A 26,473-nucleotide genomic window follows, 5' to 3' on the forward strand; every position below is an offset into this window, starting at 1 on the left:
TGGCCGCTCCGCGCGCGCAGCTTCAGCCGAAACTCGGACTTTTGCCGAGCGCCATCGCCATCGCCTGCAGCGCGATGAGATAGCCGTTTGCGCCGAGTCCGCAAATCACGCCGGTCGCCGCGCGCGAGATGAGCGAATGGCGATAGGTTTCGTCGCGTTTATGAATGTTGGTGATGTGCAGTTCGATCAACGGCCGCTCGATCAGCTTCACTGCGTCGAAGACCGGCACCGACGCGAACGAAAAGCCCGCCGGATTGATGATCACCGCGGCGTCGCGTTCGAACGCTTCCTGCAGCCAGTCGACCATGGTGGCCTCGCTGTTGGTCTGGCGGAACTCGCATTCGAGCTCCAGCCGGACCGCGAGCGCCTCCACCTGCTGCTGGATTTGCGCCAGCGTGGTCGTCCCATACAGATGCGGCTCACGCTTGCCGAGCATGTTGAGGTTCGAGCCATTCAGTACATATACGAGTTCAGTCATTGTTCGGTCGCCTGTCTGCAAATATTCGATGATTCAGTGTCACGCTGTAGAGCACGTTTATTACGTGCGATGGCTGTTGCTCACGCCCGCCGTCGCAAAGTCCGCTTCGCCCGTGACGGCCGCCGTCGAGTCGGTGCGGTTCATGTCGATGCCGAGGGTTTCGCGCGCAGTCAGGATCATCACCAGCGAAATCACGTTGAAGACCACGCACACGGCGACCACGCCCCACGGCGAACCGTTGCACACGGCAAAGAGCCACACGGCCAGCACCGGCATCGGACCGCCCGCCACCAGGTTCGCACCGGTGTAGGCGAGCGCGGAGCCGGAGTAACGCACATTGGTCGGGAACGCTTCGGCGAACGCGACCGGTTGAATGCCGCTTTGAAACTGCGTGAAGCCGAGGAAGAAGCCCATCGCCGCGAGCATCGGTACAAAGCTTTTGGTGTCGAGAATCTGGAAGTACACGAAGAGCATCAGCAAGGTCGCGGTCGAACCGATCGCGAGCGCTTTCTTGCGGCCGATCCGGTCGCTCAGCATGCCCCCGGCAAGCGCGCCGACGATCGCGCAGACATTGGCGCCCATCAGCAGAAGAAAGCCGGTTTGCTTCGGGATGGCGAGCGTCTTCGTGATGTAGCTGAGCGAGAACACCACGATCAGGTAGAAGATCGCCGCCGGCCCGCAGAAGAACAGCATCCAGCGCAGAACGGTTCTCCAATGCAGACGCAATGCATCGCGCAGCGGGCTGCCCACGTGTACGACTTCCGTTTTGCGCAGCGCCACGAAGGCAGGCGTCTCGCTGACTCGCAAGCGGATATACACGCCGACGATCACGAGAATGAAGCTCAGCACGAACGGGATGCGCCAGCCGTACGAATCGAACGCCTGGGCCGACATCGTGGACGACAGCAGAAGCAGCACGCCATTGGCCATGATCTGACTGAGCGGCGAGCACAGGCCCAGCAGCCCGGAGTACTTGCCGCGCCGGTCGGCGCTGGCGTGTTCGATCGCCATCAATTGCGCGCCGGTCGATTCGCCGCCGAGCGCGAAGCCTTGCAGAATGCGCAGCAGCACCAGCAGGACCGGCGCCCATACGCCGATGCTCGCGTAGGTCGGCAACAGGCCCATCAGCATCGACGCGAGACCCATCACCGTGACGGTGCCGAGCATGAGGTTGCGTCGCCCGAGCTTGTCGCCCAAATGGCCGCAGATGATCGCACCGAGCGGCCGCGCGGCGAGCCCCACGCCGAAAGTCGCGAGCGAGGCGAGCAGGGCGGACGTCGAGTCCATCGAAGGGAAAAACAGTTTGGGCAAAACCGTGGCGGCCAATGCGCCGTAAAGCGTGAAATCGAACCACTCGAGCGCGGTGCCGACGGCCGCCGCCGTGACCGCTCGCGTGCGCATCGCGGCATGCGTGCCTTGTTGCGTTTCCTGAATCATGTTGTCTCCTTAACCGTCGCCGCGCGGGATGCAGGTCGCAAGCGATGAGCGCCGCCGACCGTTTCCCGCTCTCTTGTCTAACCGATGAACTCGGGGCGCTCTCGACTCGCTGTGCGCGTCGCGCCGCCTTGAAACCAAGGTTAGCATCCTTGGGTGGGATGCCGTTCCAGGGTGGAATTTGATCCCATAATGTGCAAAACTGCCTGCGCGAACCCCTGTAAAAGACGGAGACCGATATGCCCGGCGTCACGGAGCGCACCCTCGCGGTACTCGAATTTCTCGCCACGCAAATGGAGGGAACGCCGCTCGCAATGATCGCGGACGAGCTGGATATTCCGCGTAGCGCATGCCATCGGCTGCTCGTCGATCTGAAGCAATGCGGTTATGTGCGGCAGTTGCGCGAGCACGGCGATTACGTGCTCACCACCAAGCTCGTCGGACTGGGGCTCGGTTTTCTCGCGACCTCCGGCATCGTGGACATTGCGCAGACGATGCTCGATCGGCTCGCCGAGACATCCGGCGAACTGGTGCGGCTCGCGATCGTGGACGGCGACCGGCTGACGTGGGTCGCCAAGGCGCAGGGCGCGCTGAAGGGTTTGCGCTACGACCCGGACATGGGCATGGACACGATCCTCTCGTGCAGCGCCACGGGCCACGCATGGATGATGACCATGACCGACGAACGCGCGCTCGAACTCGTATCACGCCAGGGCTTCGGGCAGCCCAAGCAATACGGTCCCAACGCGCCGACCACGATCAGCGGACTGCTGAAGTTCGTCCACGCCGCGCGCGAACGAGGCTATGCGACGATCAACGAAGTCTTTGCTCCCGGCATGACGGCCATGGCCGCGCCCGTGCAGCGGCGCGGCTATCCCGCCATGGGCGTGATCAGCATTGCCGGGCCGCTCGTGCGGCTCGACGAAAAACGCATGGCCAGCCTCGGCTCGACACTGCTCGCGGCCGCTTCGGAACTCGCCGCCGCGAGCCACGCGTCACCTCTGTTCAATCGAGGCCGCTAGCCGCGTGCGCGTATCGCTGGGCAGAATGCGCTCCGCCTTCAACCGGTCGAACAGCGCGAAGAAGGCGTCGGGCGTGCTCTGATAATCGAGGAAGCCTGCCTGCCGGCTCTTGCTCATATCCGTGAGCACTTCCATCGGGCGGCCAAGGTCCGCGTCGGTGTGCCACCACGAGGCGAGCTTGCCGATGTCGGCCTCCTTCAGATCGAAGCGCGCGGCGATATCGGCCCATGCCTTGCCCGCGTCCTGCATACGGCCTTCCAGCGGACGTGTTTCGCCATCGAACGGTACAGCTTCGATCCCGAAGTAGCCGGCGATTTGCGACCACATCCATTTCCAGCGGAACACGTCGCCGTTGACCACGTTGAAGTCTTCGTTGCGCGCCTTCTCGGACGTGGCGGCCCACTCGAGGTGGCGCGCGAGCAGCCGCGCGTCGGTCATGTCGGTGAGGCTGTTCCATTGCGCCGCCGATCCGGGGAAGACGAACGGCTGGCCGGTCTGCTTGCACAGCGTCGCGTAGACGGCGAGCGTCACGCCCATGTTCATCGCATTGCCGAGCGCGAAGCCGATGATCGTATGCGGACGATGCACGCTCCAACTGAAATCGTAGCGTTGCGCGGCTTCAAACAAACGATCTTCCTGCTCATAGTAAAAGTTGTCGACTGGCTGGCGGCCCTGTTCCTCGCGAAACGGTGTGATGGGCACCGAGCCGGTCGCATACGCTTCGAACGGGCCGAGGTAATGCTTGAGGCCTGTCACGAGCGCGGCATGCTCGAGCGTGCCTGACGGGCCCACGGCGTCCATGACGTGACGCACCATCGCGCCGTTCACGCGAATGTTGTCTTTCTCCGTGGCCTGGCGCGACCACGCGGTGAGGAACACATGGCTGAATGCCTGACCCGCGAGCGCCTCGCTGACTGAGTCGGCCGACTGCAGATCGGCCGTGATCGATTCGATTGCCGGCGACACCGGCGTGCGGCCGCGCGAGAGTCCGGCGACCTGCCAGCCGTTCGAAAGCAACTGGTCTGCCAGATTGCCGCCGACAATGCCGCTCGCGCCGATGATGAGTGCTCGTTTTTCCATGGGAATCAAAGTGAGTAGGTGAATGCCTGTCGACGCGGAGCGGTTCTACGACCGGCTTTGATCCGCGGGCTCAATGCGTCTTCTGCGATAGAAAAGTGACTCGTGTTATGTGGATCGGTTCAGCACGAAGTCGAATTCGAGCGTGCTGAACGGCGTAGTCATGGACGTACCGTCCGGCGCCGTGCCTGCCTCATGGTGCTTCCACTGTGCGACGAGCGATGAGCGAACGCCGAACACCGCGTCCGAATCGAGGTACTGGTCGCCTTCGCGGAAAACGTGGGTGACGAGGCGCTCGTAGCCCGGCGCAGTGATCATGAAATGCAGATGGGCCGGACGCCACGGATGCCTGTCGAGCGCTGCGAGCATGCGCCCGACCGGACCGTCGTGCGGAATCGGGTAAGGCTCGGCGACGATGGAACGGAAGTGATAACGCCCGTCAGCGAGACTATGGAGCACGCCTCTGGCGCGATGCGTGTCGTTGCCGGCGTGTTGCACGTCGTAGAAGCCGTCCGCGTCGGCTTGCCAGACTTCGATGCGTGCGTTGGCCACCGCTTCGCCGTCCGCGCCCTTGACGGTTCCCGACACGAAGCAGGGTTCGCCGCGTGCGCCGTTGGACACGTCGTCGCCGTTTCGATAGGCGGGCGCGCCTTCGACGAAAAACGGCCCGAAGACCGTCGCTTCCGTGCAGCCCGGCGGCTTGCGGTTCGCCATCGCGGTGACGAGCATCGACAAGCCGAGCGTGTCCGAGAGCAGGATGAATTCCTGGCGTTTGTCGTCGGTGATATGGCCGACGTCGGTGAGGAAACGAATGCCCTGTTCCCATTCGTTCTCGCTCAGGTTCACCTCGCGCGCGAACGCATGCAGATGCCGCACGAGGCTCGTGACGACGGTTTTCAGCCGCTCGTCGCCTGCGTGCGCGTGGCGCGCCAGAACCGCTTCCGTGATCGTGTTTTCGTCGAGATTGCGCATGACCGTGACGTCTCCATCCTGTCGGTCATGCGATTATCGGCTTGTTTGGAATCGGGCGCAGGCAAGCCATTCGCGCTGCGCGCGCCGTTCAGATTTGCAGCTTGAATTTAGTGGTTATTCCACCATTCGGTGGCTTTCTGTTTATCCCAGGCGGGCAGCACTTCACGATCGATGGATGCGTTGGTCAGCGCCGGAAAGTCCTTTTTGAATGCCGTCACGTCGTCGTCGAACTGGTCGGTCACGCTGATGTCCCACGTCCCGCCGCTGAAACCGGCGACCGCCTGATCGACCAGCGGAATGACCGGTCCCGCGCGCAATTCGCCGTCTTTACGTTCGACGATCGTGGCGTCGATATGGCCGAGATACACGATCGAATTCGGTTTGATTTCGACGACCTCGTGAAGCGGCGTAAAGAACATGCCGTGGAACGGGAATACGCCGCTTTGACCGGTAATGCCGCGCATCACATATTTGCCCGGCGCGAGCGGGAGGCGAATGAAATAGTGATTACCCGTGTCGCTCGTCGTGGTGGCTTGATCGTCGAATTTGAAATTCAAACGATCATCCCGCGAGTCTGCCGCACCGCGCTCCATATGCACGACGATAGGGCTCGGCTGGTAGCTGGTGTGATAAGCGTTCTTGAGCGTCACCGTCATTAGCGCGTACGAGTTTTTCGTGGTGTCGACTGAACTCGTCGATGTGGTCGGCGACATGGTGGAAACAGTCGCGCAGCCTGACGTCAATAGCGCGCCGGCAATGGCAAAGAGTGCGATGTACTTTTTCATTACGAATTGAAAGGAGTGTGGTTGGTATTTTGGCCAATAATTAGCGTTGTTTATGCAGCGTGAATGATGTGGTACACGGCGCATGCCATGTAAACGGCCGGGTGAATCCAGAACTTGAGGGATGCTTTTATTGGTGGCTTTAGAAAATTCGGGTAATCCGGAAAACCTCGAAGGTGGGACGATCTATGTGGAAGGCGCAGCCGGATATCTATTCGGCGGCACAGGCTCATTCATGCTTCTTGGTGTAAACCGTGAGCTTCTTCTCATGGGAGTCGTAAAGCCGGACCTGATCGGCATGGCGATTCGCAGCGCGCCGGCCGCAGTGGTAATCGCAGGGGTAAATGAAGGTCTTCAGGATACGGTTGGATTTGTTTTAATGTTCGGACAAGTCAAGTACAAAGGGCTGTACGTCGAAGATGCAGATTAAGTTGTCAAAATGTTCCGCTTCGGCAGGGCCTTTTATCCCATGAAGCGACGCCCCGCGTTCACGCACGCTACGCCTTCGGCAATCTCGCGTATCAAGTCCAGCGCCTTGCGCGCGCGGTTGAAGTCGTGCAGCGCGCCGGCGCATATATGTTCGGGCATTAACCCTTCGCCCAGGCCGCCGCCATATCCACCGCGAAGTCCCGATAAGATCGCGGCTGCCGGCCGAGCAGCGTCGCGAGATGATCGATTTGCGCTTGCGATGCGACCGCGCCGTCCTGCTGATAGCGGCTCATCATCAGGCGCATGTCGTAAGCGAGCCAGCCCGGAGCGGCCGCTTTCAAACGCTGTTCCAGCACGTCGAGATCGTCGCCACCGTAGCGCACGGTGCGGCCCAGCGCTTCAGCCCAGATCGACACCACGGTTTCCGACGTGATCGCGTCAGGCCCGACCAGCTCATAAGTCTCACGAGGCAAGCGGCCCGCGGCCCGCTCGCGGCGCAGCAGTTCGCGCGCGGCGGCCTCGCCGATATCGCGCACGTCGACCATCGAAATACCTTTGGCGCCGATCGGCATGCCGTACACGCCGTGCGTCAGCAGCGGCTCTTTCTGGCGCACGTCGTTCTGGATGAAATACGCGGGGCGCAACACGGTGGCGGGCAGATCGCAGTGCTCGATCATGCGCTCAACCGTGTGCTTGCCGGTGAAGTGCGGCACGTCGACATACTCGGCGCCCTTGAACACCGACAGGTACACGACGCCTTTCACGTCGGCTTCGCGCGCCACGCTCAGGGTCTGCAGCGCTTGCGTCAGTTCGTCCGGGGCGTTGGGTGCGAGCAGGAACAGCGTGCTGACGCCGTTCATCGCGCGGCGCAATCCGTCCACGTCGGACAGGTCGCCCTGGACTGCGGTGACGCCGTCCGGGAATTGCGCTTTTTCCGGCGTGCGAGTCAGCGCGCGAACTTGCGCGCCGCTGCCGCTCAGATGTTCGAGGACCTGCTTACCTACTACGCCCGTACTGCCGGTTACGAGGATTGCCATGACTTTCTCCTTGAGGGTTGGATGGACTGGAAGTCAGCCCGTAGCCACACAATAGATGTTCCATTTGAACCGCGAAAGTGCAAAAATCCAGACACCTCGTCTCATATTCGGAACGATCATGGATTTGACATCACTGGCCGATTTCAATGCGGTGGCGCTGCACGGCGGCTTCGGCCCGGCTAGCCGGGCGCTCGACCGCCCCAAGGCCACGTTGTCGCGGCGCGTGGCGGAACTGGAGGAAACGCTTGGCGTGCGGCTGATCGAGCGAGGCTCGCGCACGCTGCGGCTGACCGAAGAAGGTCTCGTGCTGCACGAGCGCACGCGGGGTTTGATGGCGGAAATTCAGGAGGCGGGTGAGGCGGTGGCGTCGCGCGCGCCGGTGCCACGCGGACGATTGCGGATCAGCGCGCCGGTCGTGTTCGCGCACGTCGTGCTGGTGCGGATCGCGACGCGTTTTGCGTTGGCCTATCCGCAGGTCGAGCTCGAAGTGATTGCGGAAGACCGCGTCGTCGATCCAGTGGAGGACGGCTACGACCTGGTTATCCGCATCAATCCATCGCCTGACCAGCAACTCGTGGGGCGGCGCATTCTCGGCGACGAACGGCTCATGGTCGCGGCGCCCACGATGTCGGTACCTTCTCAGCCCGCCGGCGACGCTGCCGCGTTGGCGGTGCCCGCGGTCGTGCTGGTGGCGGCATCGGCGGGTGCGAGTTGGAGCGTGCGCACGGAAAGTGGAGTGAGGACGTTTGCGCCGATACCGGTGCTGCGGCTCTCATCGCTGCTGATGGTGCGCGAAGCGGTGCTCGATGGGCTGGGCGCTTCACTGTTGCCCAAGTTGTTGGTCGAGCAGGATGTGGCGGCGGGGCGGCTCGTTTGTTGGGGTGTGGCGGATGGGCCGCCGGTCGAGATCTGGGCGCTGTACAACTCGCGGCGTCTACTGAGCGCCAAGGTGCGGGCGTTCATGGATCTGTTGCAGGATTTGCCGGGACGCGAGCGCAAATAGGCTGATGTAGGCGCCGATTGCGGCTTGCTTTTGCAATCGGCCCCCACCCCACAACCTCACTTAGGCCGCCGCACCGCCCGTACCTTGCCGCTGCTTCCGCCGCCACAAAAGAACCGATCGCCGCCGTCCGATTCAAGCCCCGACACGCTGACGCCGGACGGCATCTCCAGCCGCTCCTGAACTTCGCCGGTGCGCGGATCGATTCGCCGCAATTCGCTTTCGTCGCCTTCCCACGTGCCGTGCCAAAGTTCACCGTCTACCCACGTGACGCCGGTCACGAAGCGATTGGACTCGATGGTGCGCAAAATCGCGCCCGTCTGCGGATCGACTTGATGGATTTTGCGCTCCCGATACTGTCCGACCCACAGTGTCCCTTCGGCCCACGCGAGTCCCGAGTCGGCACCGCCGCCGGGCGCGGGGATCGTGGCGAGCACGCTGCCAGTGGCGGGATCGATCTTCTGGATACGGTCCTCGGCGATCTGGTACAGATGCTGGCCGTCGAAGGCCGTACCCGCGTGCGCGGCGACGTTGATCGAGCGGACCGTCTTGCCGCTCTGCGGGTCGAGCGCGTTCAACGCGTCGCCCGTCGCGAACCAGACGTGCTGGCCGTCGTACGTTACGCCATGCACGCGTTCTATGCCCGCAAAGGGGCCGTACTCGTTGATGATTTCCGCGGCTGATCGTTTCATGGTTTGTCCCTCGTGGTTATCGTGTTGCCATCCTAATCAACCGGCAACGGAGCGGGGAGTAACAAGGTCGTCGTGAATCCGGGCATGGGCGGCGTCATCCAGCGACGCGCCCGCCCTTGGCCCAGAGACTGCACCTTGCCTTGCGCCGCGAGCGTGTCGAGGGTTCGCTGCACGGTGCGCTGGCTCGCGCCAAGCGCGAGCGCGAGGGCCGAGCTCGCCCACGACTCGCCGTCGGCGAGCAAGGCAAGCACGGGCGCATGTTTGTCCTCGACAGGCCGCGCCAGCACGACTACCTCCTGCGCATGCCGCGGCACCAGCGCGAACCCGCGCCGCGTCGCGCTCACGCTGGCCACTGCGCGAAGCACCGAACGCAGCCGCCCGAGTTCGACCCGCAGGCGCGCGCGATGCGATTCATCGGCGGCCTTGGCCCTGAAGGCTCGCGCGACGAGCACGTCGCGCGATACGTCCTCCGGCCATGCTTCGGCCAGCGCGCGCGCGAGCACGAACAACACCGGACGGCTGGCGAGCGAGATCACCGCGCCGGCGTCGCGCACGACGTGACGGCACGCGTCCACGATCAATGCCTTCGATGCCAGCAGCGCTTCCACTTCGTCGAGCAGCAACGGGCGTTCCTCGCCACGCGCGAGCAGCCGTGCCGCGGGTGCGTTCAGAACGAGCGCGGCGTTGTCGACCTCCGCCGTCAGGGCAGGAATACCCGCGAGACCCGCTGCGCGCCGGGCTCGTTCGAGCGCGGAGCGCGCTGCTTTGGTCTGAAGACGGCGCAGCGCGACGCCCGCCACGACCAGTTCGTGCGCGGTCCTCAAAGGCGGTGGGAACGGTGTGGGATCGAGCCCGGCGAGCGCGCGTTCGGCTTCGTCGAGACGTCCGATCAGCAGCAGGCGCCGCACCGCGAGATAGCGCGCATGAGCGGCGTTGAGCCGGTCGCCGTGCGTTTCGAGCGTGGCGCGAGCGGCTTCCAGAGCCTTCGTGGGCCAGTTCAGATCGCGTGAGACGAGCGCGATCTCGGCCTCGGCGACGATACATCGCGCGCGGGCCACAGGCTCTCGCGCACCGAAGGCACGCGCGGCGCTTCGCACGAGCGCCTTCGCCCGCACCAGATCGCCGAGCTGCGCCATGGCGATGCCGCGCAACGCGAGCGCGGGCGCGTCGTCGCGCAAGGCGACGCGATTCAGCGCGCCGAGCGGATCGCCCGCGGCGAGCGCGCGCGCCGCCGCCGTGACTAGCGAGTCCATGGTCCAGGTGAATCACGCCACACTTGTCACTCCCGTCGTTCGAAGCCCGGGGCTAATCTAGCACGACCAACCCACAGCACTTCGCATAGCGAAGCAAGGAGGCAAGCATGACGACGAAACACAGCATCGGCACACGGGAAGAATGGCTGGCCGCGCGGCTCGACCTGCTCGAAGCGGAAAAGGCGCTCACGCGGCAGAGCGACGAACTGGTCCGGCGGCGGCAGGCGCTGCCCTGGGTGCGAATCGACAAGGCCTACCGGTTCGAGACCGATGAAGGCAGCGCCTCGCTGGCCGATCTCTTTCGAGGACGCTCGCAGTTGCTCGTCTATCACTTCATGTTCGGCCCCGACTACACCGCGGGCTGCCCGTCGTGTTCGGCGGTCGCGGACGGGTTCAACGGTTCCGTGGTCCATCTGGCGAATCACGATGTCGCGATGACGGCGGTATCGCGCGCGCCGCTCGCGAAGCTGCAGGCGTACAAGCGGCGCATGGGATGGACGTTTCCGTGGGCGTCGTCGGCGGGCAGCGACTTCAACTTCGATATCAACGTCTCGTTCACCGAGCAGCAGCAACGCGAAGGAAGCGTCGAATACAACTTCCAGCGTGGCGGCCATGCGATGGATGCGACACCGGCGCCGGCGCCCGTGGTCGAGTTCGCGGTCGCCTGCGGGACCGACGCGCCGACGTATTCGCTCGACCGGCCCGGCATGAGCGCGTTCGTGCTCGAAGACGGCGTGGTGTACCACACGTATTCCACTTATGGGCGCGGCGTGGACGCGCTGTGGGGCATGTATCAGTGGCTCGACCGCGCGCCCAAAGGGCGTAACGAAACGGGGGTGTGGTGGCGTCGGCATGACGAGTATGAGAAGCACTGAGGCAACTGCGGGCCGAACGCATTGCTGTAGCTCAGGCTCGCTCATTCCCCGTAAAGGGTTTGTCTCTACACAAAACATGCACGCGATTGCCGATAAATGAATCGGGTGGTCGCATCCAAGCAACGACGTGTCGATTCCGATATCGGCACGTGTTGCCATGATGAGACCCGGCTCGATCATTCGATACAGATGCGGGGCGCGTGCATGGTCCGATTCAGTTTCACACAGAAGCTCTGGCTGCCGCTGGTCGTCAGCCTCGTGGCACTTCTCGCCGTGTCGGTGTCGGCGGCGTGGCTGTCGCGGCAGACCCGCATCGAGGAGCGCAAGAACGATCTGGTCAACGTGGCCCATGTCGGGCTCAGTATCGTGACGGAATATGCGGCGCTGGCGCAAAGCGGCGCGCTCAGCGAAGCGGACGCCCGCCGGCAGGCGCTCGAACGGCTGCGCGGTGTACGTTACGGCGAGGACGGCTACTTCCTCGTGATCGATTCGACACCGCGCATGGTCATGCATGCAATGAAGCCCGCGTTGAACGGCAAGGATCTTGCCGGCACCGCCGATGCCGACGGCCGTTACCACTACGTGACATTCGCCAAGGTCGCGCAGGCGCCGAACGGCGGTTTCGTCGACTACGTGTTTCCGCATCCGCAGAACCCGCCCGCCGCCGCGGTCGGCAAGATCGGCTACGTCGTGCGTTACGCGCCGTGGGACTGGATCATCGCAACGGGCGCTTACGTGGACGACATCGACGCCGCGTTCAAGGAGTCGCTGTATTTCGTCGGCGGAATCTTTGCCGTCGTCGCGCTGCTGCTGTCGGCGCTGGTCTCGCTGACCAATCGCAGCATCCAGCGCACGATCGGCGGCGATCCGGCCTACGTAGCGCAAGTGGCCGGTGAAATCACGCAGGGCAACTTGGCCATTCCCATCGACCTCCGTCACGGCGACGACTCGAGCCTGCTTTACACCATGCAGCGCATGCGCGACGCGCTGGCCCACACGATCGAACAGATCAAGGGCGCGGCCGACAAGGTTGCGACAGGCGCGCGCGAGATTGCCGGCGGCAACTCGGATCTGTCGGCACGCACGGAGAATCAGGCGGCGTCGCTCGAGGAGACCGCGGCGAGCATGGAACAGATGACGGCAATGGTGCGACAGACGGCGGAGAACGCTCAGACAGCGAGCCAACTGACCTCCGGCGCGGAGCAGATCGTCAATCGCGGCGGCGAAATGGCGGCGCAAGCGGTATCGACGATGCAGGAGATATCGACGGAATCGCACAAGATGGTGGAGATCATCTCGGTCATCGAAGGCATCGCCTTTCAGACCAATATTCTCGCGCTGAACGCGGCGGTGGAAGCGGCCCGGGCCGGCGATGCGGGGCGTGGTTTCGCGGTGGTCGCCGGCGAGGTGCGCACGCTCGCGCAGCGCAGCGCGGCGGCCGCGAAGGAAATCCGCACGTTGATCAGCCGCGCGGTGGACAAGGTGGGGACCGGCGCCGAATTCGTCGGGCAAACCGGCGCGACGATTCACTCCGCGCGCGAGGCCATTGCAAAAGTGTCGGGCGTCATGCGCGAGATCGCGGCGGCGGCTGCCGAGCAAAGCGCCGGTATCAATCAGGTCGGCGACGCCGTCGCGCAGATGGATAGCGTGACGCAGCAAAACGCGGCGCTGGTCGAGCAGGCCGCGGCGGTGGCGCAGACGCTGACCGAACAGGCGCGGCTGCTGCAAGTGTCGATCAGCCAGTTCAACTTGGAGCCGCAGGGTTCCGGCGACGAAGGCGGGTCGTTGCGGGTCCATAGGCCGTCGGCGAAAGAAGCACGCGAATTCGCAGCCGTCGTTTGAGCGTTGCTCACCCATAGACGCACCTGAACGCTCCGAATTAAGGGCGCTGAAAATTGCAAACCGGCTCAGGTCTGTTATGTTCGCTGCTGGACCGTTCAATGCCTGTTCACATCCCACTCGTGATTCGGCGGCGAGCGTCCTGTCTCAACATGGCAGAAGTTCGTTTCCGGAACACACGTTCGACGTGCCTATGGAGGACTGCATCTGGTCGGCGCCGCGAAAATTTCACTCGACAAGCCGCGACGAAAGTGGGATCCGGTCGCGCAGATCGCCGCCTGGAGCCGTCGCGTGGGCTGGCGCGCGGGCATGGGCGGCGCGGGGCTGCTATTTTGCTTGCAGAGCGCGGCGGCCTCGGATGGCGGCGGGGGCACCGTTACGCTGTATGGCGTGCTGGACACGAGTCTCGAAGTAACCGACCCAGGGTCCGGCTGGACCCCACGTCTGGACTCGGGAGCCTATCGCGGTTCGCGGGTCGGCTTGCGGGGCAGCGAGCCGCTCGGCAACGGCACCGACCTGCTCTTCACGCTGGAAAACGGCTTTAGCTCGGTCGACGGCACGCTTCAGACTCCCGGTGTTCTATTCAACCGCCAGGCGTGGATCGGCGCGCGGAACGCCTGGGGCGAGGTGCGCTTCGGCCGGCAATATTCGCCCATCTATATCCCGTTCAAGGGCGACCTCGATGCGTTCGGCGCCGGCACGATCGCGTCCGGGCTGAACAACCTGTCGAAGATCACACCCTACGCGAGCAACGCGATCGAGTATCTGTCGCCGGTCGTCGGCGGATTCAGCGCGACGGTCATGATGGCCACGCGCGATCCGTCGGAGAACGACGGCAACGGTATCGACGGATACTACGTCACCGCCACCTACCAGCTCGACAACCTCAGGCTGTTGTACGCGCGTCAGCAGACGCACGGCGCGGGCGCGCTGCGGGCGAATCTCGGCGGCGCGACCTACGCGATCGATAAAGTGCGGGTGTGGCTCGCGTTCTTCAACGGCGATGGCGGCACGCCGCTTTATCACGGCGCGGGCGGATCGCTCTCAGCGCAATACAGCTTTTCTGCGAATGCGCGCGCGTCACTGGGCTATGCGCACGTGCGCGACTATACCGGCGCGGGCGCGAGCGCCGACCAGTTCAGCATGGCGTTCGAATACAACGTTTCGCGTACTTTGCTGTTCTATTTCAGCGCGGCCTATCTGGCGAATCACGACGATGCGAGCTTCACGCTGCGCGGCGTCAACGTGATCGGGCTGCCGGTCGCGTATCCCGGCGCGCCGGTCAAGGGTGTGCAGCTTGGCGTGTTGGAGCGCTTCTGATCTGCGTGAGCAGACTGAAGTGGATCGTCCGTTGTTATGCCACGCAAGTGGCAGGCGGATCCGCTGTCATTGAGCGGGCGACGTGCCAACTGCCGCGCCGGTATCGGTGCGCGGGGCCACGCGCCAGACCGTATTGCCGACGTCGTCCGCCACCAGCAGCGCCCCGCGCTTATCCAGTGCGACACCGACTGGCCGGCCCACGGCGTGACCGTCGGCGGTCAGAAATCCGCTCAGGAAATCTTCCGGATCGCCCGCGGGTTGGCCTTTGACGAATGGGATGAACACCACTTTGTAGCCGCTGTACGGCTTGCGATTCCATGACCCATGCTGACCGACAAAAGCGCCGCCGCGGTAATGCGCGGGGAATAGCGTCCGGTCGTAAAAAACCAGCCCGAGCGATGCCGTATGGTTGCCGAGCGCATAGTCCGGTGCGATTGCCGTGGCGACCAGGTCGGGGCGCTGAGGCTTGACGCGCGTGTCGACATGCTGGCCGTAATAGCTGTAAGGAAACCCGTAAAACGCACCGTCTTTCACGGCAGTCATGTAATCCGGCACGAGGTTGTTGCCCAGGTCGTCCCGTTCGTTGACGGCAGTCCACAGCGCGCCGCTCTCCGGCTGCCAGGACAGTCCGTTGGGGTTGCGCAAGCCGGTCGCGAAGGGCCGCATCTGGCCGGACGCCACGTCGAATTCGAGAATCCGTGCGCGGTCCGCTTCGGCCTCGGCGCCGTTTTCGCCCGCGTTGCTGTTCGATCCCACCGTCACGTAGAGATGCTTGCCCGAACGGTCGGCCAGGATGTTTTTGGTCCAGTGATGATTGATTGGGCCAGCCGGCAAATCAGCCACCTTCACGCCGGGCGCGTCGATCCGGGTCGCGCCGGGCGTGTAGTCGAAGCGCAGGATGGCGTCCGTGTCGGCGACATAGAGCTGGTTGCCGATCAGCGCCATGCCGAACGGCGAGTGCAGGCCACGTAGGAACACCGTCTGTTGATCGGCGACGCCGCTGCCGGTGGTATCGCGCAATAGCACGATACGGTCGGGGCTCGGTGTGCCCGCTCCCGCGCGCTTCATGACCTGCTTTCTAATCCAGCCGAATACGCCGCTGCCTTCGTCGTGTCGCTGCGGCGCGTTGCTTTCCGCCACGAGCACGTCGCCGTTCGGCAACGGGTAGAGCCAGCGCGGGTGAGTCAGCCCGCGAGCGAATTCCGTCACGACAAAGCCGTTGGGAGCGGTCGGGAGAAAGTCGGCGGTTCTCGGCCGGACGGGCGCGATGTTGACCGTGGTAACCAGCGACGGTTCCGGCGCGGGCAATACGGGTGACGGCCCAAAGCCGGTATCGGTGGGGCTCGACGGCCCCGCCGCGCACGCGGCGAGCGGCAGCAGCATGAATAAGACAAAGCAGTTTAACTGACGCATCCCGCGCTCCCGGCAGTAAAGATGCACGACCCATCTTCGGTAAGCTCAGCAAGATGCTTGCCTGGCGCCTGAACGGCGCAGCCTGTTAGTCCGTATACCCCTAAAACGTCACTACTTCACCTCGGAAGGAAACCCGCCGATAGTCGACCTTCGTTTTCAACTGGAGGGTCTTACGATGCGCGTCTTTGTTACCGGAGCGACGGGATTCGTCGGCTCCGCCGTCGTTGCCGAACTCATTGCCGCCGGACATTCCGTGCTCGGCCTGGTACGCTCGGACGCCGCGGCCGAGTCTCTGGCCAGGACCGGAGCGGAGGTCCTGCGCGGTTCGCTCGAGGATCTCGACAGCCTCAAAGCCGGAGCGGCCGCTGCGGACGGTGTCATTCATACCGCCTTCAACCACGACTTCTCCCGATTCGCGGAGAACTGCGAGCTGGACCGGCGCGCCATCGAAGCGCTCGGCTCCGTGCTCGTCGGCTCGGAGCGGCCGCTCCTCGTCACGTCCGGGGTCGCGCTGCTGGCGTCGGGCCGCCTCGCGACCGAGGACGACGCGCCGGTTCCACGCTCCGACGCCTATCCTCGCGTGTCGGAGGCGACGGCTGCGTCGCTGGTGGAGCGCGGCGTGCGTGCGTCGGTGGTTCGTCTGCCGCCGTCGGTGCATGGCGATGGCGACCATGCTTTCGTTCCGCATCTCATCGGTCTAGCGCGCGAAAAGGGCGTCTCGGCGACCGTCGGCGAGGGCCTCAACCGCTGGCCCGCCGTGCACCGGCTCGACGCCGCGCGCGTCTACAGGCTCGCGCTCGAACGCGGCGCCGCCGGCAGCCGGTATCACGCCATTGCCGAAGAAGGTGTGCCGTTCAACGAGATCGCCGGTGTGATCGGCCGACGCCTGAACGTGCCGGTCGTCGCGCAATCGGTTGATGAGGCGGCCCACCATTTCGGCTGGTTCGCGCTGTTTGCCGGAATGGATGCCGCGACTTCGAGCGAGCAGACGCGCAAGCTGCTTGACTGGGAACCGAAGCAGCCGGGCTTGATCGCCGACCTCGACCGGCCGCGCTATTTCCAGACCTGAGGCGCAACTTGCCGCTCGGCCTTCTTGATGGCCGTGGATTCCATCGACGACGCGGAGCGGCCTTTCATGACGTTGCAACTCGACCAGGTCAAGCTGGCGCCAAGCGGCACATTCCTTCGCTGCACGGCGCGCTGTTCGCATCGACCGGCCGGACGCGGCAGCGGGCGAGCAGAACCTGCCATGCTAGGACTATGCTAGCGCTTTCGTCTACTTCGAGGAGCAACTGATGAAACAGGCAGCAGGTTCGATGATCACCTTTAACCGGCCCGACGGCCAGCAGATCCAGGGCTATCTGGCCAAGCCGCAGAAGCTGGAGGGCGCGCCCGCCATCGTCGTGATTCAGGAGTGGTGGGGCGTCAACGACCAGATTCGCGGTGTGGCGGACCGGCTCGCGCAGGCCGGCTATCTGGCGCTGGTGCCCGATCTCTTTCGAGGCAAAACGACGGTGGAAGAGGAAGAAGCCCACCATCTGCTCGACGGGCTCAATTTCGGCGACGCCGCTACTCAGGATGTGCGCGGCGCTGTCCAATATCTGAAGCAGCACGCGACGAATGTCGGCGTGACAGGCTTTTGCATGGGCGGCGCGCTGACCTTGCTCGCGCTGTGCAATATCCCGGAAGTGTCGGCCGGCGTGGTCTGGTACGGCTTCCCGCCGCTGGAATATATCGACGCTTCGAAAATCAAGGCGCCGCTGATCGGTCACTGGGCGACGCAAGACGAGTTCTTCGTGTCTGAAACGGTCGACGCGCTGGAGAGGAAACTGAAAGACGCAAATGTCGACGTCGAGTTTCACCGCTATCTCGCACACCACGCGTTCGCGAACGAAACGGCGGTCGGTCCGGGCCGTATCGCCAGGACGCAGTTCGATCCGGTGTGGTCGCAATTGGCTTGGGATCGCACGCTGACGTTTTTCGGCCGCACCTTGTGGAAGTAAGCGGCTCGCTCGCCGCTTGAGACGCGCTACGTCCGGCTAACGGGGCGAAGCGCGTCGGGTCGCGCCGGTGAAGTCCGCGGGCGTGCAGCCACGCATGGGCGGCATTCCAGAAAGGCTTCCCGGCGGGATCGCAAACAGAATCGCTTTACGGATTCAGAGTTTTGACCCGCCGTCGACATGCAACGTTTCGCCGGTAATCCGGCGAGCGGCATCCGAGGCGAGAAAGGCACCGCGCCGCCGATGTCATCCGCTTGCGCCACGCGTTTCAATGCCTGCATCTCAAGCGTCACCGCGCCTCCCGCGCCGGTCTTCGTGAAGTTCGACATATCGGTTTCAACCACACCTGGCGCCACCGCATTTCCAGAGCGGTCAGGCTGGCGGCGCGCCGACCCGTTTACCTATACTCCTGTCACTCTGCAAGGCCGCCCACTCGTCGTCATACCAACAAGACGGAGCCTCACATGTCTGTAGCGATGCGAAGCGCGGCCCTCGGGCTGCTGACATGTTTCACGTTGGGCGCCAGTGCCGCTGCGCAAGCCGACTCCGGATGCGACGAAGGGTGCCATGCGCGCGGCCAGCTTCTCGATCACCGCGTCACGCTCACGCTGAGCGCCGCGGCGTTTTCAAAATTGCTGGCGTCGAGCGCGGGCGGCCGGCGGCTCGTGCAGATTGCCGGCGCGCCCGCGTGCGGCATCGAGATCGTGAGCTTTCGCTACGGGACCATCGGCGGCGCGGGCGAGCCCACCAACGCGAGCGGTGCGTTGATGATCCCTTCGGGGCGTTCGGCGGCATGCAGCCGAGCGCTTCCGCTGATGCTCTATGCACACGGCACCACCGCGTATCGCAACTACAACCTCGCCGATATCACGCAAACGGACCCGGGCAACGGCGACGGCGCCGGGGAAGGCATCAGCGTGGCGGCCATGTATGCGGCGCAAGGCTATATCGTGGTGGCGACCAACTACGCGGGCTACGCCGGCTCCGACCTCCCGTACCACCCGTATCTCAATGCCGACCAGCAATCCGCCGATATGATCGACTCGTTGCGGGCTGCGCGCGCGGCGCTAGCCGGAATAGCGCCGGACAGCAGGCCGCGCGAAAACGGCAAGCTGTTCGTCACCGGCTATTCGCAAGGCGGCTTCGTTGCAATGGCAACGCATCGCGCGCTGCAGGCGGCTGGCGTCAAGGTGACAGCGTCCGCACCGGGTTCGGGGCCATACGCACTCGCCGCTACCGCCGACGCACTCATCGAAGGCGAGGTCAACCTGGGCTCGACGCTCTTCTCGACGCTGCTCGTGACGGGTTATCAGCATGCCTACGAGAATATCTACCGCCGCCCCGGCGACTTCTACGACGCGGCCTACGCGCCGGGTATCGAAACGCTGCTGCCGAGCCTGCAGCCGCTCAATACGCTATTCACCACGGGCAAACTGCCGTCCGCGCATCTCTTCAGCAAGTTGCCGCCCGCGCCGCAGTTCGCCTCGATGACGCCGCCTGCTTCGCCGCCTTTGACGCCGCCCGCCTTGACACCGCTGTTTGCCGCGGGATTCGGCAATCCCAACCTCGTGCGCAACGCCTATCGCCTGACGCTGCTGGAGGACGCCGCCGCCAATCCCGACGGTGCGTTTCCCAACCCGACGCTTGCGATGAAACCGGCCGCGAATCCGCTGCATCCCTTGCGCCAGGCGTTCAAGCGCAACGACTTGCGCAACTGGCTGCCGGTTACGCCCGTTTTGATGTGTGGCGGCGAGTCGGATCCCACGGTGTTCTTTTTCAACGCGCGCATCGAGCAGGCGTATTGGCAGAACGCCAAAGTGCCCGCGGGGCTCACGTCCGTGCTGGATGTAGACTCTCCCGTTGTCGGGCCCGGCGATCCGTATGCGTCCATCAAGCGGGAGTTCGCGAGTGCGAAGGCGGAGGTCGCGAGTCAGGCCGTGGCCGGTGGTGCGACCGACGGCGGGGCGTCAGCGGTGCTGCGGGCCTATCATGGCCAACTGGTCGCGTCATTCTGCCTGGTGGCGGCGCGGGCGTTCTTCGACACCTTCTGAGCGCGTGCAAAGCTGAAATTCCGCCCCGAGCGATGTTCGCGAAGTGCGGCTATCATGCGCAGACAACGAATCTGGCGGGGGAAAACTTGACGACCGAGTCCGTGACGAGAGATGCGGCTCCCGCGAACTGCATTCATAGCCACTTTAGTACGCACCACGAAGCGCCGCGCGCGCAGTTGCCCGCGTGGCGCGACCGTCTGGGCCATTTTCTCGATGTACCCATATCGCGCCGGCAACTGGCGGATGGCTTCAGTGGTCTGATCGACAGCTATCGTGTGGCCGATCTGGCATTCATGGACTGCCGTACCGATCCGGTCTCGCAGACGCGATCCGTCGCGCGCATTTCCACGGACTCGGTGCGCCAGTTCGTATTCCACGTGGCCGTGGAAGGCACGATCGAAACCGGCACCGGACCGCATCCGAAGCGCAAGGCCACCCAGTCCACGCCGGGCATTCTCGCGCTCGATATGAACCAGCCCATGCACATGGACCGCAGCGCCTGCCGCGTGCAGGCGTTTTTCCTGCCGCGTGAGCTGGTGGAATCCGTTTTGCCGGAGGCGGAGTCGATTCATGGCAGCGTGATCGACTATCACTCGCCGCTTGCGCGCATGATTCCCGCACAGCTCGCCGACCTGAGCCGAAGCTTGCCCAAGATGAGCGGGCAGGCGGCATACGACGCCATCCAGAGCTGCGCATTGCTGATCGCGGCGGCCTTCGGGAAGCAGGCCGGTTTAAGCGGCAATGCGCGCGCCGCTGCTCGCACCGCCATGTTTGCCGCGGCGCGCCGTTATATCGATGCCAATCTCGACCAGATGGATCTGACGCCCGACAGCGTGCTCGCCGCGTCGCGACTGTCCCGGTCTACGCTTTATCGCCTGTTCGAGCCCGAAGGCGGGCTGGCCGCCTACATCCGCAGCCGCAGGCTGCGCGAAGCCGCCGAAGATCTGCATCGATACCGGAACAAAGCGATCGTCGAGATCGCTTATGGCCTCGGCTTCAATAGCGCGTCGGATTTCACTCGCGCGTTTCGTCGAGCTTACGACATGTCGCCGAGCGATTTCCGGGCGTTGACCCGATAGGGGATGGCGGCTCGCCGCGGTGGGCGTGAACTCGCGTTTGCGTGTCGACACATCGCCTAGAACGACAACCAGCCGCGTTCGATCGGCCACGCCAGCAACTTGCGATACAGCGCGACCAGTCCGCGCGTCACGCTCGCGCCGGCGAGCCGCCACAGCGGCGCCACCAACAGGAAGGCCACGCCCGCCACGACGACGGCGCCTGCCATGTCGAGCGGAAAGTGAACGCCGACAAAGATGCGCGCCCAGGCGACCGCGAGCCCCGAAAGCACCATAAGCAGGCCGTACCGCCGCACGCCGCCGAGCAGCAAGCTCAGTGCGATGCTCGCGAAGATCGTCCCGTGATCGCTGGGGAACGACGGGTCCGGCGCGTGTTCGAGAAACGTATGGCCGATGCCCATCACGAACGGCCGCGGATGCGGCCACGCCAGACCGATGAGCTGATTGATGCCGAGCGCGAGGAACGTCACGCAGCATGCGCGCAGGGCGGTTTCGCGCTGACCTTCGTCGCCGAAGAGCCACATGGCGATCAGGCAGAGCGGCACGAGATAGATGACGTAATCGGCGATTGAACGCGCGAGGTCGATGTGCCACGCGGGTGTCGACGGCGTGGCGTTGATCATCAGAAAGAGCGCCTGGTTGAACGCTTCAAGTGTCTGCATACGGTGTGTTTCTCGATGGACGTCTGCGCCGCTCCGGCGCACTGATGTCGAGCGATGATAACGAGCCAACCTTAGGAAAGGCTTAGGCCGTGTAATCTGTCGATGTGACAAGGCATCATGAACCGATAATCGAAGGAGATGAGAACGTGGTGAAGATCGATCCGGACCGGTTGCTGACCGATCTCAAGCGGTTGCGCAGTTTCGGCGCCACGGGCCCAGGCGTCGTCCGGCTGGCGTTGTCGCCGGTGGATCTGGCGTCGCGCGAATGGCTGGCCGGGCGCATGACGGAGGCGGGACTCGAGGCCGTGATCGACGGCGTGGGGACCGTGTTCGGACGCTCGCGCAAAAGCGGCCCCGCGCTCGTGATCGGCTCTCATACCGACACGCAGCCGACCGGCGGCTGGCTCGACGGCGCGATGGGTGTGATCTACGGGCTGGAGATTGCGCGCGCGTTGGCCGAGAACGACGCGACGAGTCACCTCGCGGTGGACGTGGCATCGTGGATCGATGAAGAAGGCACGTTCTCCGGCCTGCTCGGCAGCCGCAGCTTCGTGGGCGATAGCGTCGACGAGGCGATTCGCGACGCCACGAACCGGCAAGGCCAGCGTCTCGAAGACGTGCTCGCAACCGCGGGTCTGGCCGGACGGCCGCGTGCGCGCTTCGAGCCGGGCCGGCAGGTCGCTTACCTCGAGCCGCATATCGAGCAGGGCGGCCGGCTGGAAGCGGCCGGCATGTCCATCGGTGTCGTCACCACGATCGTCGGGTTGCGCGAATTGCGGCTGCGCTTCACGGGGCAGCGCAACCATGCCGGCACGACGCCCATGGCGATCCGGCGCGACGCGGGCGCGGCGCTGGTCGCCTTTGTCCCGCAGATGAACGAAGCGTTCGCGCAACTCGCGGATGCCGATACCGTCTGGACAGTGGGCCGCATCGACCTCGACCCTGGCTCGCTGAGCGTCGTGCCGGGCGCGGCCGACATGGACCTGCAATTCCGCGACGCGGACGCCGCGCGTTTGCAAGCGATGGAAGTCCGGCTCGCCGAGCTGGTGCGTGACTTCAATGCGCGCGGTTCGGTGCACGTGGAACTGACGACCATCGACGAACCGATGCAACCGGTGACCATGGACGCCGCGCTCGCGGATCATCTCGCCCGCGCCGCCAACGCGGTGGCGCCCGGCCAATGGATCCGCATGCCGAGCGGCGCCGCGCACGACGCGCAGGTCATCGCCCGCTGCATGCCGGCTTGCATGATGTTCGTGCCGAGCATCGGCGGCGTGAGCCACGATTTCATCGAGGATACGGCCGAGGCGCATATCGTTCTCGGCTGTCAGGTTGCGGCCACGGCTGCCGCGGCGATTCTGGAGGAACAATGGGCGAAACGATCGTGACGAACGTGAGCGAGCCGGGCGATTTTGTCGTGCGCACGATGTCGGCCGAGGACGTCGCATTGGCGGTCGAATGGGCCGCGCAGGAAGGATGGAACCCCGGTCTGCACGATGCCGCCTGTTTTCGTGCGGCCGACCCGGACGGGTTTTTCATCGGCGAATGGCGCGGCGAGCCGGTGGCGTGTCTATCCGCTGTCGCGTACGGCGAGGACTTTGGCTTTATCGGGCTCTATATCGTGAAACAGGCGTTTCGCGGTCGAGGCTTCGGCATGCGTGTCTGGCAGCACGGCATGAACTATTTGCGCAACCGCAATATCGGATTGGACGGCGTGGTCGCTCAGCAGGCGAACTATAAGAAGTCCGGATTTCAGCTTGCCTATCGCAACATTCGCTTTCAGGGCGTCGCGCAAGAGACCACTCAGGGCGAGCACTATGCAGACGTGTTGAATGCTTCGGCGCTGCCCTTCGAATCGTTGAGCGACTACGATCGGCAGTGCTTTCCCGCAGCGCGCGAGCGCTTTCTCGCCGCATGGCTCGCGCAGCCTGGCGCGATGGCGCGAGTCGTGGTGCGCGACGGCCATGTGGTGGGCTACGGCGTATTGCGGCGTTGCCTGACGGGTTACAAGATTGGCCCGCTCTTCGCCGATAACGACGAGATTGCCGGTCGTCTGTTCTCTGCGTTGACGTCGAGCATTGCCGGCGAGGTGTTTTTCTTCGATGTGCCGGAGATCAACGTGGATGCCGTTGCGTTGGCCGAACGGCACGGCATGACGAGCGTGTTCGAAACCGCGCGGATGTACACGGAGGAACCGCCCGCTATTTCCATGGAACGCGTGTTCGGCGTGACGTCGTTCGAGCTGGGTTGACCAGAGCGCAGCGTGATGAGGCTTGTTTGCGCAGCCATCGGCGGTGCCGGTCGCCGACCGCCGATGGCTAACACTATTTCCATTTCGCGCCGAGGTTGTCCAGTCCGGCTTTCATCAGGTCTTCCGGCAACATCGCAATGCGCATTTCGCAGTCGGCGTTGAATTTTAGAAACCACGGCTCCGCGAGCGCGGGAATCGACGATGCGCTTTCGACATCCACCACGACCACTGCTCCGCGCGCTCCACTCTGCTCGGTGAAGTAGACGGCCTCCGGTTTTATCTCTTCCAGTATTTTCCCGATCACTTGTCCGGCGGTGCCATCACGCACCATGGTGTTGAACGGTTCGTGCGGGATTCGTATGTTGAGAAGCATGCGCATGTCATCCTCCTGTTGATGCCCAAAAGGGCTTCTTAAGGATAGGTGCTTTATGCGGCCGGCAAAATGATCTATCACGAAGCGTTCAACGCGACGCAGTGAGTCCACTGCCATCGCGGACCATGCATCCGGTCAATTTCCAAACAGCGAGGCTTGCGTGCCGCGGCTCGGCGCATGGCGCGGGGGTTTCGTCTGAGCTTCGGATTTGACCTGGGCCTTGCCCTCGGTCTCGGTCTTTTCTTCGGCCGCGAACATATCCGCTTGCCCGTCCGCTTCCGCTTCGATCGAAGTCTGTCCGGCTTCGAGCGACAGCAGCAGCATCTTGTTCGCCAAACCGCCCGCAAACCCGGTCAAATCACCGGACGCGCCGATCACCCGGTGGCACGGCGCCACGATGGAAATCGGATTTCTGCCGTTCGCCGCGCCGACCGCCCGCACGGCATTGACGTTGCCGATCTGCGTCGCGATTTCCGAGTAGCTGCGCGTCTGGCCGAACGGTATGGTCAACAGCGCGGCCCACACCTGCTTCTGAAAGTCCGTTCCCTGGAAGGTGAGCGGAAGGTCGAATTCATGCCGCGTGCCGGCGAAATACTCGTTCAACTGCCGTTCGGTCTCGATCAGCACGGGCCGGTCGTTCGCTTCGACCAACTCCCCGAGGCGCACCCGGTTCGGCTTGTCGTGCTCCCACAGAATGGCGGCGAGGTGGTCGCCGTTTGCAACGAGTTTCAACTGGCCGACGGGCGAGTTCATCAACTTGTAGGCGTATGTCACTTTGCTTGCTCCTGACTGGTTGGAGGCGCAGCTGCTGCAAGGCGAGTCTGCGAATACACGCGCCAAGCGCGCCGATATCCGACAGTGTGAGCCTCGTACTCTCTGATTGCGCTCCGAAACTTGCTGTCCAATTCCTCGCGGCCGATGACGGCCGGGCGGCTCGTTGTTCTGGACGGGACGATGCATCACTGTACAACCCTTTTCGCGCCAGGCCCGCGACTCAGTAGAATTGATACCTTCGATACGAAGCGCATCGGCAACCGGACCTCTCTTCCACGACTGTGACGACGACACTTGAACAATTGCGGGCCGGCCAACTCGCGGGCACGCGCCGGCTGAAACTGGGCTGCGGCCTGACTGAATTTCCGCGCGAGATTTTCGACCTCGCCGAGACACTGGAAGTTCTCGACCTGTCGGGCAACGCGCTCACGTCGCTGCCCGACGATCTGCCACGGCTCACCAAGCTGCGTATTCTCTTCGGCTCCGACAACCCGTTCACCGAATTGCCGGAAGTGCTGGGACAGTGCTCGCAATTGAGCATGGTCGGCTTCAAGGCCAACCGCATTCGGCATGTGTCCGGCAATGCGCTGCCGCCGCAATTGCGCTGGTTGATTCTCACTGACAACGCGATCGAAGCGTTGCCTGCCGAAATCGGCGGCTGCACGCAATTGCAAAAATTGATGCTGGCGGGCAATCGTCTGCGGACGCTTCCCGAGGAATTGGCCGCCTGCTCGCAGCTCGAATTGCTGCGTCTCGCGGCGAATCAGCTCAGTGGACTGCCTGCCTGGCTATTGCGGCTGCCGCGGCTGTCCTGGCTGGCGTATGCCGGCAATCCGTTCAGCGAAGCGCTCGAAGCGGAGGCGTTGATCGACACGCCGACCGCCGCGATTGCGTGGCCTGACGTGAAACTCGAAGCGCAGTTGGGCGAGGGCGCCTCCGGTGTCATCTATCGCGCGGAGCTGGCGGATCAGCACGGCGCATTGCGCCACGTCGCGGTGAAACTGTTCAAGGGCGCAGTGACCAGCGATGGTTTGCCCGACTGCGAAATGGCAGCGTGCATTCGCGCGGGCGATCATGCGAATCTGATTCCGGTGGCGGGGAAAGTGAAGGATCATCCCGCAGGCACGCACGGTCTCGTGATGGAACTGATCGATCCGCAATTCACCAACCTTGCCGGTCCGCCGAGCCTCGACTCCTGCACGCGCGATATCTACGGCGCCGACACACGCTTCGATTTGGCTGCGGCGTTGGGCATTGCGTACGGGATCGCGTCGGCGGCGTGTCATCTGCATGAGCAGGGCATCATGCATGGCGATCTGTACGCTCACAATATCCTGTACGGTGGACAGGGGCGCGCGCTGTTGGGAGATTTCGGCGCCGCGTCTTTCTATGCTTTGGACAATCGCGACATAGGTCTCGCGCTTCAGCGCCTCGAAGTTCGAGCCTATGGTTGTCTGCTCGAAGAGTTGCTCGAACGATGCGTCTGGCCGCATGCGCAGACGAACATCCAGGCGCGCTTGGTGGAGTTGAAGGACAATTGCCTGAGCGAGGCTATCGACAGCCGGCCGTTGTTCGACGAAATCGCAGCGCGTTTACTGGCGCTGAAGGGCGATTGATGAGCGGCAGGCAGAGCCACGGCAGCCTTTCATCCGAGTGCAGCGCA

General features: G+C 63.9%; 25 protein-coding genes and 1 pseudogene. 13 read left to right on the plus strand and 13 right to left on the minus strand.

Going from position 1 to position 26,473, the window contains the following annotated elements; genetic code table 11:
• Window positions 1–22: 22 nt before the first annotated feature.
• Both ACQKRQ_RS00455 and ACQKRQ_RS00460 read right to left on the minus strand, forming a co-directional pair.
• On the minus strand, window positions 23–478 hold the full coding sequence (locus ACQKRQ_RS00455; RefSeq protein WP_132378728.1) for a type II 3-dehydroquinate dehydratase: 456 nt from the start codon (window positions 476–478) through the stop codon (window positions 23–25).
• Between the two features lie 60 nt (window positions 479–538).
• The gene (locus ACQKRQ_RS00460) at window positions 539–1,915 is read right to left on the minus strand and encodes an MFS transporter (RefSeq protein WP_132378726.1); all 1,377 of its coding nucleotides are present in this window, start codon (window positions 1,913–1,915) and stop codon (window positions 539–541) included.
• Between the two features lie 236 nt (window positions 1,916–2,151).
• On the opposite strand from ACQKRQ_RS00460, the gene ACQKRQ_RS00465 reads away from it, so the two are divergent.
• Window positions 2,152–2,934, plus strand: a complete 783-nt coding sequence (locus ACQKRQ_RS00465) for an IclR family transcriptional regulator (RefSeq protein ID WP_132378724.1) — start codon at window positions 2,152–2,154, stop codon at window positions 2,932–2,934.
• On the opposite strand, the gene ACQKRQ_RS00470 is transcribed toward ACQKRQ_RS00465, so the two are convergent.
• The 3 genes from ACQKRQ_RS00470 to ACQKRQ_RS00480 form a co-directional block, all read right to left on the minus strand.
• Window positions 2,908–4,014: an SDR family oxidoreductase gene (locus ACQKRQ_RS00470; RefSeq protein ID WP_408434194.1), complete on the minus strand. Its 1,107-nt coding sequence runs from the start codon at window positions 4,012–4,014 to the stop codon at window positions 2,908–2,910. The two genes, ACQKRQ_RS00465 and ACQKRQ_RS00470, sit on opposite strands and share 27 nt — an antisense overlap.
• Before the next feature lie 105 nt (window positions 4,015–4,119).
• On the minus strand, window positions 4,120–4,983 hold the full coding sequence (locus ACQKRQ_RS00475; RefSeq protein ID WP_132378720.1) for an intradiol ring-cleavage dioxygenase: 864 nt from the start codon (window positions 4,981–4,983) through the stop codon (window positions 4,120–4,122).
• 107 nt (window positions 4,984–5,090) lie between these two features.
• The gene (locus ACQKRQ_RS00480; protein WP_427474642.1) at window positions 5,091–5,768 is read right to left on the minus strand and encodes a hypothetical protein; all 678 of its coding nucleotides are present in this window, start codon (window positions 5,766–5,768) and stop codon (window positions 5,091–5,093) included.
• Between the two features lie 121 nt (window positions 5,769–5,889).
• Between ACQKRQ_RS00480 and ACQKRQ_RS00485 the strand changes: the two genes are divergently transcribed.
• Window positions 5,890–6,195: a hypothetical protein gene (locus tag ACQKRQ_RS00485; protein WP_427474643.1), complete on the plus strand. Its 306-nt coding sequence runs from the start codon at window positions 5,890–5,892 to the stop codon at window positions 6,193–6,195.
• 157 nt (window positions 6,196–6,352) lie between these two features.
• Here the strand turns inward: ACQKRQ_RS00485 and ACQKRQ_RS00490 are convergent, their stop codons facing one another.
• Window positions 6,353–7,231, minus strand: a complete 879-nt coding sequence (locus tag ACQKRQ_RS00490) for an SDR family oxidoreductase (RefSeq protein WP_427474644.1) — start codon at window positions 7,229–7,231, stop codon at window positions 6,353–6,355.
• A gap of 118 nt (window positions 7,232–7,349) precedes the next feature.
• Between ACQKRQ_RS00490 and ACQKRQ_RS00495 the strand changes: the two genes are divergently transcribed.
• Window positions 7,350–8,234, plus strand: coding sequence for a LysR family transcriptional regulator (locus tag ACQKRQ_RS00495; protein WP_427474645.1), 885 nt, complete (start codon window positions 7,350–7,352; stop codon window positions 8,232–8,234).
• A 56-nt stretch (window positions 8,235–8,290) separates the two neighbouring features.
• Here the strand turns inward: ACQKRQ_RS00495 and ACQKRQ_RS00500 are convergent, their stop codons facing one another.
• Both ACQKRQ_RS00500 and ACQKRQ_RS00505 read right to left on the minus strand, forming a co-directional pair.
• Window positions 8,291–8,923, minus strand: coding sequence for a DUF5074 domain-containing protein (locus tag ACQKRQ_RS00500; RefSeq protein ID WP_427474646.1), 633 nt, complete (start codon window positions 8,921–8,923; stop codon window positions 8,291–8,293).
• A 32-nt stretch (window positions 8,924–8,955) separates the two neighbouring features.
• Window positions 8,956–10,176 (minus strand): helix-turn-helix domain-containing protein, encoded by a 1,221-nt coding sequence (locus ACQKRQ_RS00505; protein ID WP_427474647.1) that lies wholly within the window; start codon window positions 10,174–10,176, stop codon window positions 8,956–8,958.
• A 107-nt stretch (window positions 10,177–10,283) separates the two neighbouring features.
• Between ACQKRQ_RS00505 and ACQKRQ_RS00510 the strand changes: the two genes are divergently transcribed.
• The 3 genes from ACQKRQ_RS00510 to ACQKRQ_RS00520 all read left to right on the plus strand — a co-directional run bounded on the left by ACQKRQ_RS00510 (window position 10,284) and on the right by ACQKRQ_RS00520 (window position 14,210).
• On the plus strand, window positions 10,284–11,051 hold the full coding sequence (locus ACQKRQ_RS00510; RefSeq protein ID WP_427474648.1) for a DUF899 domain-containing protein: 768 nt from the start codon (window positions 10,284–10,286) through the stop codon (window positions 11,049–11,051).
• Window positions 11,052–11,255: 204 nt separating this feature from the next.
• The gene (locus ACQKRQ_RS00515) at window positions 11,256–12,893 is read left to right on the plus strand and encodes a methyl-accepting chemotaxis protein (RefSeq protein WP_427474649.1); all 1,638 of its coding nucleotides are present in this window, start codon (window positions 11,256–11,258) and stop codon (window positions 12,891–12,893) included.
• 306 nt (window positions 12,894–13,199) lie between these two features.
• Window positions 13,200–14,210: a porin gene (locus ACQKRQ_RS00520; RefSeq protein WP_427476026.1), complete on the plus strand. Its 1,011-nt coding sequence runs from the start codon at window positions 13,200–13,202 to the stop codon at window positions 14,208–14,210.
• A 66-nt stretch (window positions 14,211–14,276) separates the two neighbouring features.
• On the opposite strand, the gene ACQKRQ_RS00525 is transcribed toward ACQKRQ_RS00520, so the two are convergent.
• Window positions 14,277–15,623, minus strand: a complete 1,347-nt coding sequence (locus ACQKRQ_RS00525) for a PQQ-dependent sugar dehydrogenase (protein WP_427474650.1) — start codon at window positions 15,621–15,623, stop codon at window positions 14,277–14,279.
• A 175-nt stretch (window positions 15,624–15,798) separates the two neighbouring features.
• Between ACQKRQ_RS00525 and ACQKRQ_RS00530 the strand changes: the two genes are divergently transcribed.
• Complete coding sequence (locus ACQKRQ_RS00530) at window positions 15,799–16,692, plus strand: SDR family oxidoreductase (protein WP_427474651.1); 894 nt, start codon at window positions 15,799–15,801, stop codon at window positions 16,690–16,692.
• Between the two features lie 226 nt (window positions 16,693–16,918).
• Window positions 16,919–17,626, plus strand: a complete 708-nt coding sequence (locus tag ACQKRQ_RS00535; protein ID WP_132378700.1) for a dienelactone hydrolase family protein — start codon at window positions 16,919–16,921, stop codon at window positions 17,624–17,626.
• A 153-nt stretch (window positions 17,627–17,779) separates the two neighbouring features.
• Here the strand turns inward: ACQKRQ_RS00535 and ACQKRQ_RS00540 are convergent.
• A pseudogene (locus ACQKRQ_RS00540) lies at window positions 17,780–17,874 on the minus strand (SDR family oxidoreductase); the annotation flags it as partial.
• 213 nt (window positions 17,875–18,087) lie between these two features.
• Between ACQKRQ_RS00540 and ACQKRQ_RS00545 the strand changes: the two are divergent.
• Both ACQKRQ_RS00545 and ACQKRQ_RS00550 read left to right on the plus strand, forming a co-directional pair.
• Window positions 18,088–19,674 carry an alpha/beta hydrolase family protein gene (locus ACQKRQ_RS00545; RefSeq protein ID WP_427474652.1) on the plus strand — a complete coding sequence of 529 codons (1,587 nt, stop codon included), beginning with the start codon at window positions 18,088–18,090 and terminating at the stop codon, window positions 19,672–19,674.
• A gap of 86 nt (window positions 19,675–19,760) precedes the next feature.
• A complete protein-coding gene (locus tag ACQKRQ_RS00550; RefSeq protein WP_427474653.1) occupies window positions 19,761–20,753 on the plus strand; it encodes a helix-turn-helix domain-containing protein in 993 nt (330 codons plus the stop codon).
• 56 nt (window positions 20,754–20,809) lie between these two features.
• On the opposite strand, the gene ACQKRQ_RS00555 is transcribed toward ACQKRQ_RS00550, so the two are convergent.
• Window positions 20,810–21,412, minus strand: coding sequence for a phosphatase PAP2 family protein (locus ACQKRQ_RS00555; RefSeq protein WP_427474654.1), 603 nt, complete (start codon window positions 21,410–21,412; stop codon window positions 20,810–20,812).
• 146 nt (window positions 21,413–21,558) lie between these two features.
• On the opposite strand from ACQKRQ_RS00555, the gene ACQKRQ_RS00560 reads away from it, so the two are divergent.
• Together ACQKRQ_RS00560 and ACQKRQ_RS00565 are read left to right on the plus strand one after the other, a co-directional pair.
• Window positions 21,559–22,800, plus strand: coding sequence for a Zn-dependent hydrolase (locus tag ACQKRQ_RS00560; RefSeq protein ID WP_427474655.1), 1,242 nt, complete (start codon window positions 21,559–21,561; stop codon window positions 22,798–22,800).
• Entirely contained in the window at window positions 22,782–23,663 is an 882-nt protein-coding gene (locus ACQKRQ_RS00565) for a GNAT family N-acetyltransferase (protein ID WP_427474656.1), read from the plus strand. The genes ACQKRQ_RS00560 and ACQKRQ_RS00565 overlap by 19 nt, the downstream gene beginning before the upstream one ends.
• A 73-nt stretch (window positions 23,664–23,736) precedes the next feature.
• Here ACQKRQ_RS00565 and ACQKRQ_RS00570 read toward each other — a convergent pair whose 3' ends face one another.
• Window positions 23,737–24,042: a panthothenate synthetase gene (locus ACQKRQ_RS00570; RefSeq protein ID WP_408314374.1), complete on the minus strand. Its 306-nt coding sequence runs from the start codon at window positions 24,040–24,042 to the stop codon at window positions 23,737–23,739.
• Between the two features lie 129 nt (window positions 24,043–24,171).
• The gene (locus ACQKRQ_RS00575) at window positions 24,172–24,810 is read right to left on the minus strand and encodes a methylated-DNA--[protein]-cysteine S-methyltransferase (RefSeq protein ID WP_427474657.1); all 639 of its coding nucleotides are present in this window, start codon (window positions 24,808–24,810) and stop codon (window positions 24,172–24,174) included.
• Between the two features lie 281 nt (window positions 24,811–25,091).
• Here ACQKRQ_RS00575 and ACQKRQ_RS00580 point away from each other — a divergent pair, with 281 nt between their 5' ends.
• The gene (locus ACQKRQ_RS00580) at window positions 25,092–26,426 is read left to right on the plus strand and encodes a leucine-rich repeat-containing protein kinase family protein (RefSeq protein WP_427474658.1); all 1,335 of its coding nucleotides are present in this window, start codon (window positions 25,092–25,094) and stop codon (window positions 26,424–26,426) included.
• The last annotated feature ends 47 nt before the right edge of the window (window positions 26,427–26,473 follow it).

This window comes from Paraburkholderia sp. NPDC080076 (assembly GCF_050281145.1).
Lineage (GTDB): Bacteria > Pseudomonadota > Gammaproteobacteria > Burkholderiales > Burkholderiaceae > Paraburkholderia.

Excerpts from the sequence above, each read along its gene's own strand:
- ACQKRQ_RS00500 (WP_427474646.1), bottom strand. The coding sequence starts at position 8,923 with ATGAAACGATCAGCCGCGGAAATCATCAACGAGTACGGCCCCTTTGCG.
- ACQKRQ_RS00545 (WP_427474652.1), top strand. The coding sequence starts at position 18,088 with ATGTCTGTAGCGATGCGAAGCGCGGCCCTCGGGCTGCTGACATGTTTC.
- ACQKRQ_RS00565 (WP_427474656.1), top strand. The coding sequence starts at position 22,782 with ATGGGCGAAACGATCGTGACGAACGTGAGCGAGCCGGGCGATTTTGTC.
- ACQKRQ_RS00460 (WP_132378726.1), bottom strand. The coding sequence starts at position 1,915 with ATGATTCAGGAAACGCAACAAGGCACGCATGCCGCGATGCGCACGCGA.
- ACQKRQ_RS00475 (WP_132378720.1), bottom strand. The coding sequence starts at position 4,983 with ATGCGCAATCTCGACGAAAACACGATCACGGAAGCGGTTCTGGCGCGC.
- ACQKRQ_RS00525 (WP_427474650.1), bottom strand. The coding sequence starts at position 15,623 with ATGCGTCAGTTAAACTGCTTTGTCTTATTCATGCTGCTGCCGCTCGCC.
- ACQKRQ_RS00495 (WP_427474645.1), top strand. The coding sequence starts at position 7,350 with ATGGATTTGACATCACTGGCCGATTTCAATGCGGTGGCGCTGCACGGC.
- ACQKRQ_RS00510 (WP_427474648.1), top strand. The coding sequence starts at position 10,284 with ATGACGACGAAACACAGCATCGGCACACGGGAAGAATGGCTGGCCGCG.
- ACQKRQ_RS00465 (WP_132378724.1), top strand. The coding sequence starts at position 2,152 with ATGCCCGGCGTCACGGAGCGCACCCTCGCGGTACTCGAATTTCTCGCC.
- ACQKRQ_RS00485 (WP_427474643.1), top strand. The coding sequence starts at position 5,890 with ATGCTTTTATTGGTGGCTTTAGAAAATTCGGGTAATCCGGAAAACCTC.
- ACQKRQ_RS00515 (WP_427474649.1), top strand. The coding sequence starts at position 11,256 with ATGGTCCGATTCAGTTTCACACAGAAGCTCTGGCTGCCGCTGGTCGTC.
- ACQKRQ_RS00470 (WP_408434194.1), bottom strand. The coding sequence starts at position 4,014 with ATGGAAAAACGAGCACTCATCATCGGCGCGAGCGGCATTGTCGGCGGC.
- ACQKRQ_RS00520 (WP_427476026.1), top strand. The coding sequence starts at position 13,200 with ATGGGCGGCGCGGGGCTGCTATTTTGCTTGCAGAGCGCGGCGGCCTCG.
- ACQKRQ_RS00455 (WP_132378728.1), bottom strand. The coding sequence starts at position 478 with ATGACTGAACTCGTATATGTACTGAATGGCTCGAACCTCAACATGCTC.
- ACQKRQ_RS00490 (WP_427474644.1), bottom strand. The coding sequence starts at position 7,231 with ATGGCAATCCTCGTAACCGGCAGTACGGGCGTAGTAGGTAAGCAGGTC.
- ACQKRQ_RS00535 (WP_132378700.1), top strand. The coding sequence starts at position 16,919 with ATGAAACAGGCAGCAGGTTCGATGATCACCTTTAACCGGCCCGACGGC.
- ACQKRQ_RS00570 (WP_408314374.1), bottom strand. The coding sequence starts at position 24,042 with ATGCGCATGCTTCTCAACATACGAATCCCGCACGAACCGTTCAACACC.
- ACQKRQ_RS00505 (WP_427474647.1), bottom strand. The coding sequence starts at position 10,176 with ATGGACTCGCTAGTCACGGCGGCGGCGCGCGCGCTCGCCGCGGGCGAT.
- ACQKRQ_RS00555 (WP_427474654.1), bottom strand. The coding sequence starts at position 21,412 with ATGCAGACACTTGAAGCGTTCAACCAGGCGCTCTTTCTGATGATCAAC.
- ACQKRQ_RS00530 (WP_427474651.1), top strand. The coding sequence starts at position 15,799 with ATGCGCGTCTTTGTTACCGGAGCGACGGGATTCGTCGGCTCCGCCGTC.
- ACQKRQ_RS00480 (WP_427474642.1), bottom strand. The coding sequence starts at position 5,768 with ATGAAAAAGTACATCGCACTCTTTGCCATTGCCGGCGCGCTATTGACG.